The sequence below is a fragment of the Acinetobacter sp. CIP 102136 genome (genome assembly GCF_000369685.1).
GTDB classification, from domain to species: domain Bacteria; phylum Pseudomonadota; class Gammaproteobacteria; order Pseudomonadales; family Moraxellaceae; genus Acinetobacter; species Acinetobacter fasciculus.
Genome location: NZ_KB850142.1, coordinates 1304708 through 1321394 on the forward strand (window position 1 = coordinate 1304708; position 16687 = coordinate 1321394).

Annotated in this window: 15 protein-coding genes; 6 read left to right on the plus strand and 9 right to left on the minus strand. The window is 43.6% G+C overall.

Features of this window, described 5'->3' with window-relative positions:
• Nucleotides 1-36: 36 nt before the first annotated feature.
• Both F893_RS11635 and F893_RS11640 read left to right on the plus strand, forming a co-directional pair.
• Entirely contained in the window at nt 37-2490 is a 2454-nt protein-coding gene (locus tag F893_RS11635; protein ID WP_005252254.1) for an LPS-assembly protein LptD, read from the plus strand.
• The gene (locus F893_RS11640) at nt 2490-3797 is read left to right on the plus strand and encodes a peptidylprolyl isomerase (protein WP_005252255.1); all 1308 of its coding nucleotides are present in this window, start codon (nt 2490-2492) and stop codon (nt 3795-3797) included. The genes F893_RS11635 and F893_RS11640 overlap by 1 nt, the downstream gene beginning before the upstream one ends.
• 120 nt (nt 3798-3917) lie before the next feature.
• Here F893_RS11640 and hfq read toward each other — a convergent pair whose 3' ends face one another.
• The 4 genes from hfq to tsaE all read right to left on the minus strand — a co-directional run bounded on the left by hfq (nt 3918) and on the right by tsaE (nt 7925).
• Nucleotides 3918-4445, minus strand: a complete 528-nt coding sequence (hfq, locus tag F893_RS11645; protein WP_005252256.1) for an RNA chaperone Hfq — start codon at nt 4443-4445, stop codon at nt 3918-3920.
• A gap of 92 nt (nt 4446-4537) precedes the next feature.
• Nucleotides 4538-5482, minus strand: coding sequence for a tRNA (adenosine(37)-N6)-dimethylallyltransferase MiaA (miaA, locus tag F893_RS11650; RefSeq protein WP_005252258.1), 945 nt, complete (start codon nt 5480-5482; stop codon nt 4538-4540).
• A gap of 6 nt (nt 5483-5488) precedes the next feature.
• Entirely contained in the window at nt 5489-7456 is a 1968-nt protein-coding gene (mutL, locus tag F893_RS11655) for a DNA mismatch repair endonuclease MutL (protein WP_005252260.1), read from the minus strand.
• A complete protein-coding gene (gene tsaE / locus F893_RS11660) occupies nt 7446-7925 on the minus strand; it encodes a tRNA (adenosine(37)-N6)-threonylcarbamoyltransferase complex ATPase subunit type 1 TsaE (RefSeq protein ID WP_004645485.1) in 480 nt (159 codons plus the stop codon). Before tsaE ends, mutL begins: the two co-directional genes overlap by 11 nt.
• A 126-nt stretch (nt 7926-8051) precedes the next feature.
• On the opposite strand from tsaE, the gene F893_RS11665 reads away from it, so the two are divergent.
• The 3 genes from F893_RS11665 (at nt 8052) to F893_RS11675 (ending at nt 9963) form a co-directional block, all read left to right on the plus strand.
• Complete coding sequence (locus F893_RS11665; RefSeq protein ID WP_005103488.1) at nt 8052-8960, plus strand: pseudouridine synthase; 909 nt, start codon at nt 8052-8054, stop codon at nt 8958-8960.
• A gap of 114 nt (nt 8961-9074) precedes the next feature.
• Entirely contained in the window at nt 9075-9422 is a 348-nt protein-coding gene (locus F893_RS11670; protein ID WP_004645487.1) for a type II toxin-antitoxin system RelB/DinJ family antitoxin, read from the plus strand.
• A gap of 97 nt (nt 9423-9519) precedes the next feature.
• Nucleotides 9520-9963, plus strand: a complete 444-nt coding sequence (locus F893_RS11675; protein ID WP_004278907.1) for a GNAT family N-acetyltransferase — start codon at nt 9520-9522, stop codon at nt 9961-9963.
• 43 nt (nt 9964-10006) lie between these two features.
• On the opposite strand, the gene F893_RS11680 is transcribed toward F893_RS11675, so the two are convergent.
• A complete protein-coding gene (locus tag F893_RS11680) occupies nt 10007-10714 on the minus strand; it encodes a pseudouridine synthase (protein WP_005103491.1) in 708 nt (235 codons plus the stop codon).
• Nucleotides 10715-10854: 140 nt separating this feature from the next.
• On the opposite strand from F893_RS11680, the gene F893_RS11685 reads away from it, so the two are divergent.
• Nucleotides 10855-11307 carry a DUF441 domain-containing protein gene (locus F893_RS11685; RefSeq protein WP_004645490.1) on the plus strand — a complete coding sequence of 151 codons (453 nt, stop codon included), beginning with the start codon at nt 10855-10857 and terminating at the stop codon, nt 11305-11307.
• 258 nt (nt 11308-11565) lie between these two features.
• Here F893_RS11685 and F893_RS11690 read toward each other — a convergent pair whose 3' ends face one another.
• From F893_RS11690 to F893_RS11705, 4 genes are all read right to left on the minus strand, one after another.
• Complete coding sequence (locus F893_RS11690) at nt 11566-11892, minus strand: gamma-glutamylcyclotransferase family protein (protein ID WP_005103494.1); 327 nt, start codon at nt 11890-11892, stop codon at nt 11566-11568.
• Nucleotides 11893-11922: 30 nt separating this feature from the next.
• Entirely contained in the window at nt 11923-13638 is a 1716-nt protein-coding gene (locus F893_RS11695) for an AAA family ATPase (protein ID WP_004645492.1), read from the minus strand.
• A gap of 90 nt (nt 13639-13728) precedes the next feature.
• Nucleotides 13729-15735 carry a hypothetical protein gene (locus F893_RS11700; RefSeq protein WP_005103496.1) on the minus strand — a complete coding sequence of 669 codons (2007 nt, stop codon included), beginning with the start codon at nt 15733-15735 and terminating at the stop codon, nt 13729-13731.
• 196 nt (nt 15736-15931) lie between these two features.
• Complete coding sequence (locus tag F893_RS11705; RefSeq protein ID WP_005103497.1) at nt 15932-16684, minus strand: 1-acyl-sn-glycerol-3-phosphate acyltransferase; 753 nt, start codon at nt 16682-16684, stop codon at nt 15932-15934.
• Nucleotides 16685-16687 lie beyond the last annotated feature (3 nt).

Here is a 16687-nt window from a genome sequence, read left to right on the forward strand (position 1 = left end):
TAATTGCGATAAAAGCATGATTGGTTAATGAGACAAATGAAGCATCACTTTAAAATAAATCCTCTAGCGACTGCGATCTTAACCCTTTTATGTGGCAGCTCAGCCTCCGGCTATGCTGCATCAAATGTCTCGTCCGATGTAAACGCAGAACAACTCAAACAGCGCATTAATGAGACCTATCTAGGTGAAGCATTCTTCTCGCAATATTATGTCGATAAATCCTCTGCTGAAGCACAGCAACGTCAGGGACAATATTTAAGCTCTGCCTACTGTAAAGGTGCCTGGGTCACCCCGATTGCCCCAGATGCAGCAACCGTTGCGCCAGATCAGGCTACATCCACCATTACTGCAGATTATGGTCACTACAATCCAGCAGGCGACTCTTATTTAGAAGGCAATGTCATCATTGACCAGCAAGGTCGCCAGATTCGTGCCGAACGCGTAACCATTGATCAAACCCAGACTTATGCCAAGGCAGAGGGTCGAGTACAACTTGCGCAAGGTGGATTAATCTCGCAAAGTGATGATATCAACTATAATCTGAAAACCCAGCAAGGCGATCTAAATAACAGCTTCTATATCGCAGAACAGCAACATGCGCATGGTCGGGCAGAAAAGATCGCCAGAACCTCAACCGAGACGGTAGAACTGGAAAATGCGACCTATACCACCTGTCCACCTGAGCAAAAACCGACTTGGAAAATCCAGGCAGAAAAAATCAAGCTGAACCAGGAAACTGGACGTGGTGAAACCCGTAATACCAAACTCTATGTCAAAGATGTTCCGGTCTTGGCAGTTCCCTATTTTAACTTCCCGATTGATGACCGCCGCACTACTGGTATTCTAACCCCCACATTTGGCTTTACCAATGATGGTGGTCTGGAACTGGGTGTTCCGGTTTACCTGAATTTAGCACCGCAATATGATGCGACGATTACGCCGCGTTATATTGGCGATCGCGGTGCAATGCTGGATGGCGAGTTCCGTTATTTGACTGAGAATTATGGTGAAGGCCGTATTTGGGGAGGTTATTTACCTTCTGATGAAAGCTATAGCGATGAAGACCGTAAAAGCCTGCATTTCTTACATAACTGGCAGATCAATAATCAGCTCTCCACCAACCTTGAATATAACTATGCTTCAGACAAAGATTACTTCGCCGATCTGGATAACAACCCGAACTCTAAAACTGATCTGAACTTACGCCGTGCCTGGGAAGTCAATTACAAAAATGGTATTCCTGGCTTAAAGGCACAATTCAAAGTCGAAGATTTCCAAACCCTAGATCCAACCGTACTGGATGAAGACCGTCCTTATGCACGTTTGCCGCAGCTTTTAGTCAATTATAAAACTGGCAATCCATTGGGATTACAGCTTGAGTTTAATAACGATACGGCTTATTTCCAGAAAGACCTGCGAAATTTCGCTGATACTGATCCAAAGGGTGAGAAGGTATATCAACCAAGTGGTACACGAATCTATAACGACTTTTCCGTGCGTTATAATCATTATACCCCGTGGTCATTCTTCATACCTCAGGCGACTGTACGCAATATCAATACTTTCTATGATGAAAAAACCCAAAGCCGTAGCGTGTCTAGTGAAAATAATTCAATTGTAGTACCACAATTCACGCTGGACACCGGTTTAATTTTCGAAAAAGAAGGTACGTATCTACAGACCTTAACGCCTCGTCTGTTCTACGCCTATTCACCATATGAAAACCAGCAGAATCAGCCGAACTTTGATTCAGTCGTTGCTTCGATTAATTATGATCAACTTTTCAGTGCGCGTCGCTTTTATGGTAATGACCGTTTGGAAGACAATAATTTCGCTTCTCTCGGCCTCAGCTATAGCCTGTTTAATGAAGAAGGTCTGGAGCGCCTGCGTGCCAGCGTTGGACAGAGCTTTTTCTTTGAAGATCGCCGTGTGACACTGGAAAATGATGCAGATGAATTTGACCGTGAAAGCCATACCGGCCCTGTTATTCAACTGACGAGTCAACTGTCAAATAATGTTCACGTTAATCTGAACTCAAGCTGGATGTCGAATGGATCGAATGCCCAGCGCGATCTGCAGGTTTATTATACCGGTGATCAAGGCAATCTTTATAACTTAGGCTATTTCTATCGCAAAGATATTCCGAACCGTCAGGACAACTATGACCAGATTGTCGGTTCATTTATCCAGCCCATTGCCAACAACTGGCGTCTGGTTGGACATGCGCAGTTTGACCTGGATAATAGTGTCGCACGGGAATATTTACTTGGCGTGAACTATGAGTCATGCTGTTGGGGAGTTTCTGTTTATGGTCGCTCATATTACAATGACTTAGATGACGTTAATGATTCAAACGTCAAAGCCAAACGCGCTATTATGGCCGAAGTCAGCCTGAAAGGCTTAGGTGGGTTAAGCAGCAAACTCACCTCATTACTAGAAAATCGTATTCTAGGTTTTAACAATATCAATCAAACTTGGACAGAACGTTAATGAAGACAAAACAGTTAAAACAAATTTTTAAAGCAACCGCACTTGCGCTATGCCTTTCTTCAGCGATGACGACTTTTGCTGTTGCCCAACCTAAAGATGAAGTTGTAGCTGTAGTCGACAATAGTATTATTCTGCGTAGTGATTTGGCTCAAGGTGTAGCTGAAATCTCTCATCAGCTGCAAAAACAGAAAAAGGCAGTTCCACCACAACAATATCTTGAGCAACAAGCCTTAGAGCAACTGATTATTCGTCAAGCACAGCTTGAACAAGTTAAACGTTATAATATTCGTCCAGATGAAAAAGCTTTAAATGAAGCCGTTCTGAAAGTTGCCCGTGATTCTGGTTCACCGAGTCTGGAAGCCTTCCAGCAGAAGCTGGATGCCATGGCACCAAATACCTATGCTTCTTTACGTAACCGTATTGCTGAAGATTTAGCACTGAATCGTTTACGTCAACAAATCGTGACTTCACGCATTCAGATCACAGATCAAGATGTTAAAAACTTCCTAAACACCCCGCAAGGTCAGGCTTTGCTTGGCAGTCAGGTCCATGTACTGCATTTACGGGTAAGCGGTGAAAATGCTGAACAAATTGCAACACAGGTAAAGCAAGAATTAAATAGCAGCAATGACATTCAGGCGATCAGTAAAAAATACAGCACTGGCGGCATTAAGGTCGAAGCTGCTGATATGGGTGTGAGAAACCTGTCAGAAATTCCAGCAGAACTGGCTGCACGCGTGACCACCCTGCAACCGGGCCAGACGTCTGAACTGATCCCTGTCGCTGATGGTATACATGTTCTGAAACTCTTGGAGCGTAAAGGTGGCGAACAGAAAGCCCTTGTTCCTCAATATTTAACAGGACACATTCTGATTCAACCGTCTGAAGTGGTCAGTCCTGAAAATGCCAAGCAGATGATTGACAGTCTGTATAATCGCCTGAAACAAGGTGAAGATTTTACTGTTTTAGCTTCAACTTTCTCTAACGATACTGGCTCGGCTCGTGATGGCGGAAGTCTTGGCTGGGTTAGCCCTGGGGTAATGGTGCCTGAATTTGAACAGCAGATGAAAAGCACCCCAGTGGGTCAGTTCAGCAAGCCGTTTCAATCCCAGTTTGGCTGGCATATTCTGCAAGTGAGCGAAACACGTCAACAAGATATGACCCAAGAATATCAGGAACGTATGGCTCGCCAATTACTGGGTGAGCGTCAATTTGATGCCGAATTAGATAGCTGGTTACGTGAAACACGCAATAATGCCTATGTGGAAATCAAAGACCCACAACTGGATCCTAAACGTAACCGTTAAGTCTTACCAGAATGCTAAAAAGCCAATGGTATCTCGTTGGCTTTTTTATTTAAACAACTAAAACTTACAGATCTAAAAAAACCTCTCATATAGAGAGGTTTTTTTAATTTTCAAACTCGATTAACGATTGTTTTCATCGTCTGAAGAGTCTTCAAATTTAGTATCGTTGTCAAAGCCAGCGCCTTGACCGCCAAAGCCTGCACCTTGACCACCGAAGCCGCCTTGACCACCGAAGCCAGCGCCTTGACCACCGAAGCCACCTTGACCACCGAAGCCAGCGCCTTGACCGCCGAAGCCGCCTTGACCACCGAAACCGCCGCCTTGACCGCCGAAGCCGCCTTGACCACCGAAGCCGCCAGTGCCTTGACCGCCACCAAAGCCACCTGCAGCACCTTGACCACCGAAGCCTGCACCTTGTGGACCAGCAGGCGCGCCAGCAGGACGTGGATTACGTGCAGGCACTACAGTTGAAATTGCATGCTTATAAACCATTTGGCTTACTGTATTTTTTAATAAAACCACGTATTGGTCAAAAGATTCGATATGACCTTGTAATTTAATACCGTTTACCAGGAAGATAGATACTGGGATACGTTCCTTACGGAGAGAATTCAAGAATGGATCCTGTAAAGTTTGACCTTTAGACATGTTATAACTCCAAAAAAAATTAAAAATCAGCGCAAAAACTATCTCTATTTTTCAATTAAAAATTATAAAAAAGATAGTCCCTAAATTTTGCTTTATCCGTGACAGTTTCGCAAGTCTTCTTGAGCCTGCTGTAGCGTAAAATATGTTGTAAATTTATGCTTTTCTTGCAAAGACCTTAACCACGTATATTGACGTTTTGCAAGTTGTCGTGTCGCAAATAAAGCTTTATCCTCCATTTCCCGTTGCTTTTCCTTGGTTTTATCAGCATTTTTTAAGAATTCTATAGCCTGACGATAACCCACAGAACGCATGGAAGGTAAATTTTCATTAAAATCGTATTTTTCAATTAAATTCACAACTTCATTTAAAAAACCGCTTTTCCACATAATTTCCAGACGTTGTTCAATACGCCCATGTAATTCTAACCGATCTGGCATCAGCGCATAATTATGGAAACTGTAACGATATGGTAAGTTTTTAGGTTGTTCTGCCTGTAGTTTTGTAATCGGCTCACCAGTCAATTTAAAAACTTCCAAGGCACGAATAATGCGCTGCTTGTCGCTGACCTTGAATTTTTCACCGGCAATCGGATCAACTGCACATAATTCTGCATAAACAGCCTCCCAGCCTTCCTGCTCACCCTTGGCTTCGATCTCAGCTCGAATAGCATAGTCTGCACTTGGTAGGTTATCTGACAAGCCTTCAAGCAAGGCCTTAAAATACAGCATGGTTCCGCCAACCAGAATTGGGGTTTTACCACGCGCATGGATATCATCAATCAGGCGGCAAGCATCTTCGACAAAGTTGGCTGCAGAATACACTTCAAGTGGACTGATAATATCAATCAGATGATGCGGATAGCGCGCCAGCTCCTCTTTAGAGGGCTTGGCTGTACCAATGTCCATTTCCCGATAAACCAGCGCAGAATCGACCGAAATCAGCTCAAATTTTCCTTGCTCATACAGCTCACATGCCAAAGCGGTTTTACCACTTGCAGTTGGCCCCATTAAATTGATGACCGGCAATTGATTGGACATGTAAAACTACTCTCCTCGAGCAAAAAGTTTATCTAGTTGAGCCAATGGAAAGGCGCGCCAAGTCGGACGGCCATGATTACATTGACTGGCAAATTCGGTTTGCTCCATCTGACGCAGCAAGGCATTCATCTCAGACAAGCTTAAAATACGATGTGCACGCACTGCACCATGACAGGCCATGCCTGCCAGAATCTGGTCACGCTTCTGCAATAGACTTTGTGCCTGATCACCCGGATCTAAATCATTCAATAATTCAGGAATCAGGGCATCGAAATCGGCCTTGTGCAGAATAGCCGGTACACCACGTACGATGACTTGCTCATCACCATACTGATCGATTTCCAGACCCAAACGTGCTAGTTGCTCCTTAAGTTCTTCTACCCGCATCGCCTGCATCCGGCTAATGTTTACGACCTTTGGAATCAGCAGTTGCTGTGACGTCCAGAATTCAGGCTTATCCCAAGCCGATTTCATTTGCTGCAAAACGATACGTTCATGTGCTGCATGCATATCAACAATAATCAGACCTTCGGTATTTTGCGCCAGAATATAGATACCATGTAACTGGGCAATGGCAATGCCCAATGGATGCTCATCGACTTTAGACTTTACATATGTCTGAAAAGACTGAGCAGGATTAAGGGTTTCAGTTTCTGAACTCTCTCTCAGCGGAGCTAAATAACTTTGCAAGGCATTATTCAGCTGCTGTGAACCTGCATAGGATGCACTGTAGTCTCGAGCATAATTCACAGCTTGTGGATGTGAAGAAGCAAAATCGGTCGGCACATCAGAAGCTTCGTTTTCATCTGCAGTAGATATCGTTCTAGCTACCTGTTGCTGCGAATGCGCAGCCTGATGCAGGCTAAACTGCTCCTGATAGCGTGGTTGTGGCGCCACAAAATTAGGCTGTTGATCCTGTTTCATCGCCTCGGCCAGATCCGCAGTCGCAGTCTGGAATTGTGCCAGCATTTCCTTGGCATAATGCCGCACAAACTCATGTACTTCACGTTGATTCAGGAAGCGAATTTCATGCTTGGTCGGATGGACGTTAACATCGATATTTTCAGGATCAACTTCCAAAAACAGTAAATAGGCCGCATGCTGATGACCATGCAAAATACCGTCATAGGCCATACGCAAGGCATGAGAAATAGTTTTGTCTTTGACAATCCGGCCATTTACATAGACATATTGTAGATCCGCCTGTGCACGCGCATCTGAAGGATGGCCGAGCCAGCCAGATAAACGCATGTTGATACTGTCTGCATCCATCCAGTAGGCATTTTCAGTAAACTGGCGGCCAAGCAATTGCTGTACCCGCTGAAAACGCAAAGCGCCGCTATCCGCCACGGGTAAATTCAGTTTGATGCTTTCATTATGTTCTAGCACAAAACGGATATCAAAATGCGTCAGTGCCATACGGCGCACAATTTCTTCGATATGACCAAATTCAGTGCCCGGTTTTTTCAGGAATTTACGCCGTGCAGGCACATTAAAAAACAAATCCTGAACCCGGATATGCGTCCCTTTTGAGGCCGCAACAGCCTGAATTTCCTGATGATCAAAAGCCGTGCCATTGACTTCGACCTGATAACCGATGCCCTCGTCACTTTGACTGCTGATCATGGTCAGGCGTGAAACTGCTGCTATCGACGCCAGTGCTTCGCCACGAAAGCCCAGACTGCTAATCGCATACAGCTCATCAGCACTCTGGATTTTGCTGGTGGCATGACGCATCACGGCCAGCGGCAAATCCTCATGATGAATTCCGCGTCCATTGTCGATGATTTCAATTAAAGTACTGCCGCCCTGTTCGACCCGAATGATCAGCTCTGTCGCCCCCGCATCAATCGAGTTTTCCAGTAACTCCTTGACCACAGAAGCCGGACGTTCAATCACCTCACCTGCGGCAATCTGGTTGGCAAGTGCAGGATCAAGGGCACGAATACGGCGCAGACTTAAATCATTCGACATGTGAAAATTGACGCTCCAGAGCCTCTCGTAAAGCAAGATTCGATGAAATCAGGCTTGCAGTACGGGTAAGTTCATCTTCAGATTTTAAAATTTCAATAATCAGGTCAGCTTGCGGAATTTCATCACCACCTTTAGATGGCCATTCAAATAAAAATAGCGCATTCGGTGTTTCCAGGTAATCCCGGATGCCCATCAGTTCCAGTTCATACGGATCATTCAGACGATACAAGTCAAAATGAAAAATATCCTGACCATTAATTTGATAGGGTTCGACCAGTGTATAAGTTGGACTTTTCACTGAACCTTTATGACCCAGCTGTTGCAAATAATAACGTGTTAACGTCGTTTTTCCTGCCCCTAGGTCACCAATCAGATACACGACCCCCGCAGGGAAATTCTCCGCCAGAACCTTGGCTAGTTTTTGGGTATCGTCTTCATGATTTAAAGTGACATTAAATGAATAAGGCATATTACTCACGACATGATGCAAAAGAATAAATATGATAGCATCGCCACGCTTTAAAAGCCTATTCACCCGTGTGAGAAACTGTATTTTTTCACAGCATCTGTTCCTTAAGAGGTTAATCTGCCTGCCATGCAACCAACTGTTGAATTTAACCCGCCCATGCTCAATGGGGTCAGTGCCAGTAAAGTATTTTTGCCAGCCAGTCCGGATGCGTCCCTGACAGTTTTTGCTTATTTATGCACACAATTCGCGCATATCACAGCAGATGAATGGCAGTCCCGTTTCAACGAAGGTCTGGTCTATGATGCTCAGGGCAATCAATTAACCACAGAAAGTCCATTTCAGGCTAATAGCCATTGTTACTATTATCGCTTTTTGGCACATGAAGTGCATGTTCCTTTTCAACATCAGATTTTATTTGAAAATGAGCATTTCATGGTGGTCGATAAACCGCATTTTTTGACTATGAGTCCGACCGGACAATATGTGCAGGAAACGCTATTGGTTCGGCTTAAAAAACAAACCGGCAATGAGCATTTAACGCCCATTCACCGGCTGGATCGTGAAACGGCAGGTGTGGTCCTGATTTCCAAATGCGTGGAATCGCGTGGAATCTATCAGCAGATGTTTGCCACACGTCAGGTTCAGAAAACCTATCATGCGATTGCGGCCTATCACCCTGATTTAAAATTTCCATTGATCACGCGATTAAGAATGGAAAAGGGACAGCCCTTTTATACCATGCACGTGCTAGACGGAACGCCGAATAGCGAGACGGTGATTGACCTGCTGGAACATAATACAGAATGGGCTAAATATGAGCTGAAACCGCATACTGGCAAACAACATCAATTACGGGTGCATTTGAATCATCTGGGTATTCCGATCCGTCATGATCCCTTTTATCCACAGGTAGCACACAAGGCGGAAGATGATTTTTATGCACCTTTAAGTTTATTGGCCAAACATATTCAATTCATCGATCCGATCACGCAGAAAAGCTTAAATTTCAGCTCGCAACTTGAATTGACACTGTAAATCGCTTGTCATTACAGATTATTTTCTAAAATCGGTCGCTTTAAGATTGAATTTCAAACGTAATTGATTAGAATAAAGGCGAAAAGTTAAGTAATTTAAAGCTTTAAAAATATTATGAGAAAAACTGAAGTTTATCAAATTCGCTTGGACTCGCAAGAGAAGAAACAAGCCTTTGCGGTATTTAAGCAATTGGGGATTACGCCAGCTCAGGCCGTACGTCTTTTTTTCAAGCAGGTGGTGATTACCAAATCGATCCCCTTCTCGATTGAAAACCAGAATATCAATCTGGAACAACTGATCCGCTTGCGCAAGCTGAAACAAAATGAAGCGAAAACCGAGCAAAATGCACTTTCCAGTTCTGCCCTGAATCTGCTGGATGATCAGGAGATCCAGCTGGATGATGATCATCTTGATTTATTTGAAGAACTGAATGCCATTTTGGGTGAAAGCGACAAAATTTAACATTGTTGCATTTCCGAACAATTTCTAAAGCCTGCCACTCATAAACTTCGCTATGCTTGATGCTGATAATCAATAAAAAATTAGCATGGAGTATGCAATGCTTGTACGACGCGCCCAGTCAGCAGACCTGAATCAGCTGGCGGTATTATTTGATGAATATCGACAGTTTTATGGTACGTCTTCCAATCCTGAACTCTCTTACCAATTTTTAAAACAGCGTTTTGAAGATGGGCAGACTGTTATTTTTATCAATACCAAAGATGATACATTTACCGGCTTTATTATCCTGTATCTGGGTTTTTCTTCGGTGGCCTGCTCGACCTATTATATTCTGGATGATGTCTATATCACGCCGGTTTTTCGGCGTCAGGGCGCAGCCAAACAACTGATTGATACCGCGATTTTATTTGCCAAACATGAACAAGCCTTAAGAATCACCCTAGAAACCCAAAAGAATAATTATCAATCGCATAAATTGTATGAATCCATGGGATTTATCAAGGATGATGAATTTCAGACCTATCACTGTTTCCTGAAATAAGTCCTAATCTTTTTCATCACATTTCAAGCGAATAAAAAATTTATTATTCTGAGCGGAATTTGGCCTGTGCCACCTGTTCAGCATTTAAATACAGCCATTCTCCTTCAGCCAGTTCAGGCAAGGCCAAAGCACCAATCTGTGCACGATGTAGCTGTTCCACTTTATTGCCTACGGCAGCTAGCATGCGCTTCACCTGATGATAGACGCCTTGATGAATGGTCATTTGTAGACGATTTTCAGCCAATCGAGTCACTTCAGTAGCTGCAAAAATTCCTTTTTCATTTCTCAATTCAACACCCTGTTCTAGTTGCTGAATCTGTTCATCCGTGACTGGATCTGCAGTTTGCATCTGATAAACTTTGGCGACATGCTTTTTCGGATGGGTGAGCGCTTGCAGGAACTGTCCATCATCGGTCAGGAGTAGCAGTCCGGTGGTATCCTGATCCAGACGGCCTACACACTGAATCCCCCGATTCAGCAGAATGTCATCAAACAGATCAAACACACTAAAATGATGCGTCGCCTGATGCGAACACTCGTAGCCTTGTGGCTTATTTAATGCGATATAGACTTTTTCCCGATAGGTATGACTTTTCCCATAAACCTCGAAATTTAAGTTATTCAAATCCAGTTTATGTTTAGGATTGTCAATCACTTCATCTTGAATTGAAACAGCACCATTTTTAATCAGTTGCTGACAATGCTTGCGGGAGCCGAAACCTTGTGACTGCAACATTTTTTCCAATAGCATCTGTTTATACCTGTATCGAGTGAAGACCTGTGCATTCTATCCTGAAACAGTCCTGAATTTGGTTTCTTCCGCTGTTTTCTAGGTATCATGCGTTGAAAAGCTCTACAATAGCTTTATTTTTCATTCTTTCTCTCCCGCTTATGTCGCAACTTGATCTGAATCTGATTGTTCTTTTGGTTTTACTGGCTTGCGGTATTTTCAGTCACAATAGTGCCGTCACCATTGCTGCAGCGGTGTTAATCGTTTTAAAAATCACGCCTCTCAGCAGTTTATTACCCTATGTACAGGCGCACGGTTTAAATATCGGGATTATTATTCTGACCATTGGTGTTCTGACACCAATTGCCAGTGGCAAAATTTCAGGGGAAAGTATTCTCAAATCTTTCCTGAGCTGGAAGTCTTTGCTGGCAATTGCGATTGGGGTCTTTGTCGCTTGGCTGGGAGGACGTGGAGTGAAGCTGATGTCCAATCAGCCAGATGTAGTGGCCGGACTGTTATTAGGCACAGTAGCAGGTGTAGCAGTATTACGCGGTGTTCCAGTCGGTCCTTTAATTGCGGCTGGGATTTTATCCTTATTGATTAGTACACAATAATGTTCAAATCATCAGCGCCCTTCACCAGTATGCAATGATTTCTCAAGAAGAATCACATGACCGGAAATATGCAGATCACCCCTTGATTATCTTGCGCTAAGCTTTAAAGCAGTGCTTCAGGCTTGCTCAGAAGATACTACCGAATCAACAGAATACTTTATTAATCCAATCTTTCAAAACTGAGATAAAGGAAAGTGCATGATCTTTAAAAGTGGTAATCCGATAAAATTTGAAACCCAATAAATGACACCTACCAGTCTAATCTTTCAAAGCATAGACCAAACTTTCTATCATCTCACCATTTTCCAAATATACTTTAACCGGAATACGCTGATATTCATCGCCTTCAAATGCATCCAGTTCATCCCAATATTGGGGAAGATTCTCGGATATGAATACATAACCCGGAACAGTCTCACCCGAATCACTAAGCTGAATACCCGGGCTACCCAGCTCAGCACCCCAACCACGCTGCTGCAAATGCCCACGAATATAACCGGCTTTCCAGCTTCCTTCAATCCGCTCCATGACAGGGGCATTGGGTTGCTGCGGACGAAGCGTGCCGTATACGAATAAACTGTGCATCTTAAGAACTCTTAAACATCATTTTGATGATTATTCTACAAATAGTAGAGCCAAACGCACCTGGTCATAAGCCATTTTAGGTGTAGTGAGTTCCACAATCGGACGCAGCTTAATAGAACCGTCATCATTAAAATGTTCCGAGTTTTGACGCTTGGTCAGGCGTTTATAAATCTTGCGCACCTGCTCCACCACTTCCTCACCCGGATGCGCCAGCGAGATATCTAGTCCTTGCTCTTTATGCAAACGCCCCAAATGATTAATGATGGTTGCCGGGGTCAAACCACGTTCAGTCGCGATATCGGCAATTTCATAACCTTCTTCAAACAGTTCACGCGTTTCGTCTAGCGTTGCAGTGGCATAGCTTTGTTTTCCAGCATTCTTGGAAATTTTCTTCTCATTGCGCTGAATTTCAACTTCATTCAAAGTCCCGCCACAATGTCGGATAAAGGCCTTATGCTGTGCCGTCAAATCGACATTTTCAAAATTCGCTTCAGCCTCATCAGAAAGTTCCTGAAAACGGCGATCGGCTTTAATCGCCAGACTATCAAGTTCCAAAGCCTGTTCATTAAAGCCTTTTAAACGTAAGCCATTTAAGCTTTTTAAACGGGACAACGCGACATAGCCCTGTCCTTTTTCAAAGGTATGACTCAGATCAATTTCAGCGGCTTCCAGGGTCATGCCTTGTGATTTATGAATGGTAATCGCCCAAGCCAGACGCAATGGAATCTGCTGGAAACTGGCAATGGTTTTACCGGCCTCATTGTCTACCGACCAGGTTTCAGGCTCAACGACCAGTGTCGTGCCATCAGTCAGTTTGACTTTAGGCAGCACACCATATTCATCATCTTCTTCAAAACTGATCACTTCGCCCAGACTGCCATTGATATAACCCATATCAAAGTTGTTTTTCACAAACATGACTTTGGCATGTTTTTTCAGGGTTAAGGCTTCAGGCGCTCGCACTGACGATTTTAAAGTCTCGATCAGCTTTTCATTGCCATCACACTGCGCATCAAACTGACGCGGATCATTGTCAATTTCATTCAGATGTTTAAAGTTAATACTGTCCACATCCATATTATGCGTATACAGGCGCGTATAGGTCTCGCCGATTTCTTGATGTCGGGTGGCCTGTAAAGCCGTGCGATGTTCATGGCTAATCGCCTGCGCACGGATCGCATTCAGAATGTCATTCAGATAATCATTGCCCTGACGATGCTGCTCGGTCAGGTAACAGACACGAAACTTGGCTTCGACCCAAGCATCCGACATAAAGCAGAATTTGTCGCGGTTGCGCTCATCATTTTTACCGACTGGCGGTAACTGGAAAAAGTCCCCTGCTACAATCACCTGAATACCACCAAAGGCTTCATCACTTTCTTTGAAATATTTCAGTACCTGATTGACCAGATTCAGTTGCTTGGCATGCAGCATTGAAATTTCGTCAATAATCAGGACTTGCGCATTTTCCAGATGTTCTTTTAAGTATTTGCGCTCTTTCATCCGCTTTAAGTCTTCTTCAGACAAAAAGTCTTTAATGCCAATGCCTGCCCAAGTATGAATGGTCATACCGTTCATGTGTGTGGCTGCAATACCGGTCGATGCGGTAATCGCGACGGCGACCTTACGTGCCTTTAAATAATTAATATATTGATTCAGCGTATAGGTTTTTCCTGCACCGGCAGAACCGGTTAAAAAGACATTTTCTCCTGCTTTGAGTAACTTAAGGGCAGTTTCCTGTTTCATAAGAGCAATACCGTAAAAGAACGGCTATAGCCTAACGATTTTTAGCGGAAAAGTTAAGCGTCATGGAGGAAAACAAGCTGTATTGAACTGTCAGGCCTGCAAGTTGAGCCAGTTAATAAAATGCATGGCGATATTACTGTATTCAGCTTCTGCTTTCTGGTTATTCGGATATTCCAGCTGATCAAAAATCACCTGTCCATTCACTAATTGACACCCCAAGATCAAGGGTAGGCGCACAGCAGGATGAGACATACGAAAGGCCACATACTGCCCTTCCAAAATTTGCTGAGCATAGCTTGCCGCCAGACAGTTCCTGAAAATTTTAGATTCCTCTAAAATCCGATCCAAAGTTTTAAGTTCTTCAAAACGCCAGTTGAAATACAGTAAAAATGAAACCTGAGTGATTGGTGTCCAGTTCACCAGTGCGAACTGTTTTTTCAGCTTGGCGATCATTTCCTGCTTTTGAACCTGATCATGCCAGACGACCGCCTGATTAAACAAACTGGTCCAGCTCAGATTTTTCGGTATTTCTGTATGGCTGGAAAAATACTCTACCAGATAGTCACGCACATAACTGTCAAATAGCGACTCACGTACATGCCCGCTTTGCAAATAAAACAGCTGCCTGAACTCAGTAAAAGGAATGCGATAGCGGTGCAGAACATTATAGAAATCACGATTCTGCTGGCTTTGAGGCTGAATATACACCAGAACCTCATCGGGTAAATGCGCCGTAATTTTATATAAATGCTGCATATAAGCCTGCATCATCCGGCTCAAGTTCAGATAAACCTTTTTAGTCAGCTGATCATCCATTTTAACCACATTGCGCAGCAGCTCCATCCATTCGTCCAGATACAGAATTGAAGGGCTAATCGCAATCCGCTGATCCTCAATCGATTGGCGTGTGCCTTTTAATACCACCGCCTGATTATACTGATGCTGAAACCAGTCATGCTGGATTGCATATTCATGCATGCTATGAATAAACAGTCGCGCCGAGACATATTGAAAATATTGCAAAGTCGCCAAAATAATCTGGGGATGAATATGATGGCTGTCTACAAAACTTAAGGCAGTTACTGCAACGCGTACACTGCTATGCTGGATATTATTACTGATCCAGTCCAGTACCTCGGCCGGTTGCTTGAAGATCCAGTTCACGGCACGATGACAATCAAATAGTGGCAATCGGGCTACTTTTTTCTGCCATAAATACGGATGATTTTCCAGGAAATTCCGTTTGGATAATAAATCATCCCGATGCCACACGTCCCGGTTCATCAATCGGACAAAACCGAGCAAATTACTTTGCTCCTCAGCATGCCGATATAGCAAACAGATATCATCAGTATGATCATTCAATTCATGCAGATTAAAGCGCTCTTCAAAAGACAGCGACATAATCCGGAACAGTGCCGGAGGCAAAAACTGTGCGGCGCTAAAATAGAACTCATCCAGACTGTCCATCAATGACTGGATCGACAGGAATTCATCCTGCTGTAGACACTCCAAAGAAAAAGCCTGTTGCAAGCTTTCAAGAATCTGCTGTGGAATCTCTTGTTCAGCCTGAATAAAGTTTTGCATGACAGGTGCTGTATACAACCCGGCCTTGATCAGCTGCTGGTCGATAATCTCAGCTTGAACAATCGACATTTGCTGCAAAAATTCGGACACCCGTTCCAGGCCATTAACCCACGCATAAACCTGAGCCAGGATAAGCTGACGTAACTGTTTGGCTTTGTCGCGTAAATACAGCGAATGCTGTGGTTTTAAATCGCCAGTCAGGAAATAGATATCCTGTAAAAAGAATTCCTCCAGGGCTTCTGCCTTACATTGCTGAAAATAAAAATGACTGTCAACCAAAGCAGGTGCAGCTCCAGAGTCTAGTGCATAGGGAGTATGAAACTGGATATAAAACAGACCATCCAGCAATTCAATCCGGCACTGATCCTGCTGAATTTTTATTAAATTTTGTGCATTCAGATGACCAATTATTGCCATCTGATCAAGATAAAGCTGGTTCAGCTCTGGAGAAATCCGTAAACATTGTTGTGCCAATAACCTTAAAGATGCTACCAAGCTTTCCTGTTCCATACGTACACCTCGGTCATCTTAGAATCATCTTATTTTTATATTGGATCATGCTGAGTCCTTGATCGCCAATCAGTGAACACTTAAAAATACATTATGGCATCACTTGCACTATAAAACCGTCCATGCATCCTCATTGCTAAAAATAGAACATTTCAATAGATCATAGCCTAGATTTTACAGGAAGAATTTTTCTTTTTTAGTCTTGCTGACGTAGCGCCTTAAGCTCGGCCAAGCCGGTATAAATATGTTGCTGCAAGCTGTGTCGAAATGCAATCAGCTCTTCCTGAGTCTGAACCTGAGCAATCGATTGTCGCGGCATAAACTGAAAATAAAATGGCAGGCGTTTTGGGAATAATCGTTTAGGCAAAGATGGAATCACATCGCCCTGACGTAATAATTTATTGAGTTGTGGTACTTTGAGGAGTTTTTGAAAATATTTATGCTGGATGATCTTATTGGCATCAAAGCCAATCTCATAGACTTCATCCCCACCAAGCGCAGCAAAAGGGACAATATCATAGTTGAATTCCTGAGCCAGCTTTAAAAATCCGTAGCGTTGCTTCCAGATCAGTTGATACTGTTCACCCTGACGTTTGAGTACTTCGCGTCCACCTCCCGGAAAGACCAGAATAGAATAACCCTGCTGCATCACAGCACGTACATAATGCTGGATGCCATCAACTGCCCCAAACTTCTTCACGGCTTCACGCCATAACGGTACATAAAAATGGCTATGATCCGCAATACTGACCACAGCCACCTTATGTTCGTTATAGAGATAATCAATCAGCATCGGCGAATCAAAGATGCCGTACATGGAATGATTACCGACATACATTGCAGGCCGACTGGCATCAATATATTCAGCCCCTAAAAAGGTAGGGGTAAAATATAATTTGGATAAGCCACTTAAGCGTCTAATCCATTGCCCATCATGTTTGACCTGCAAGCT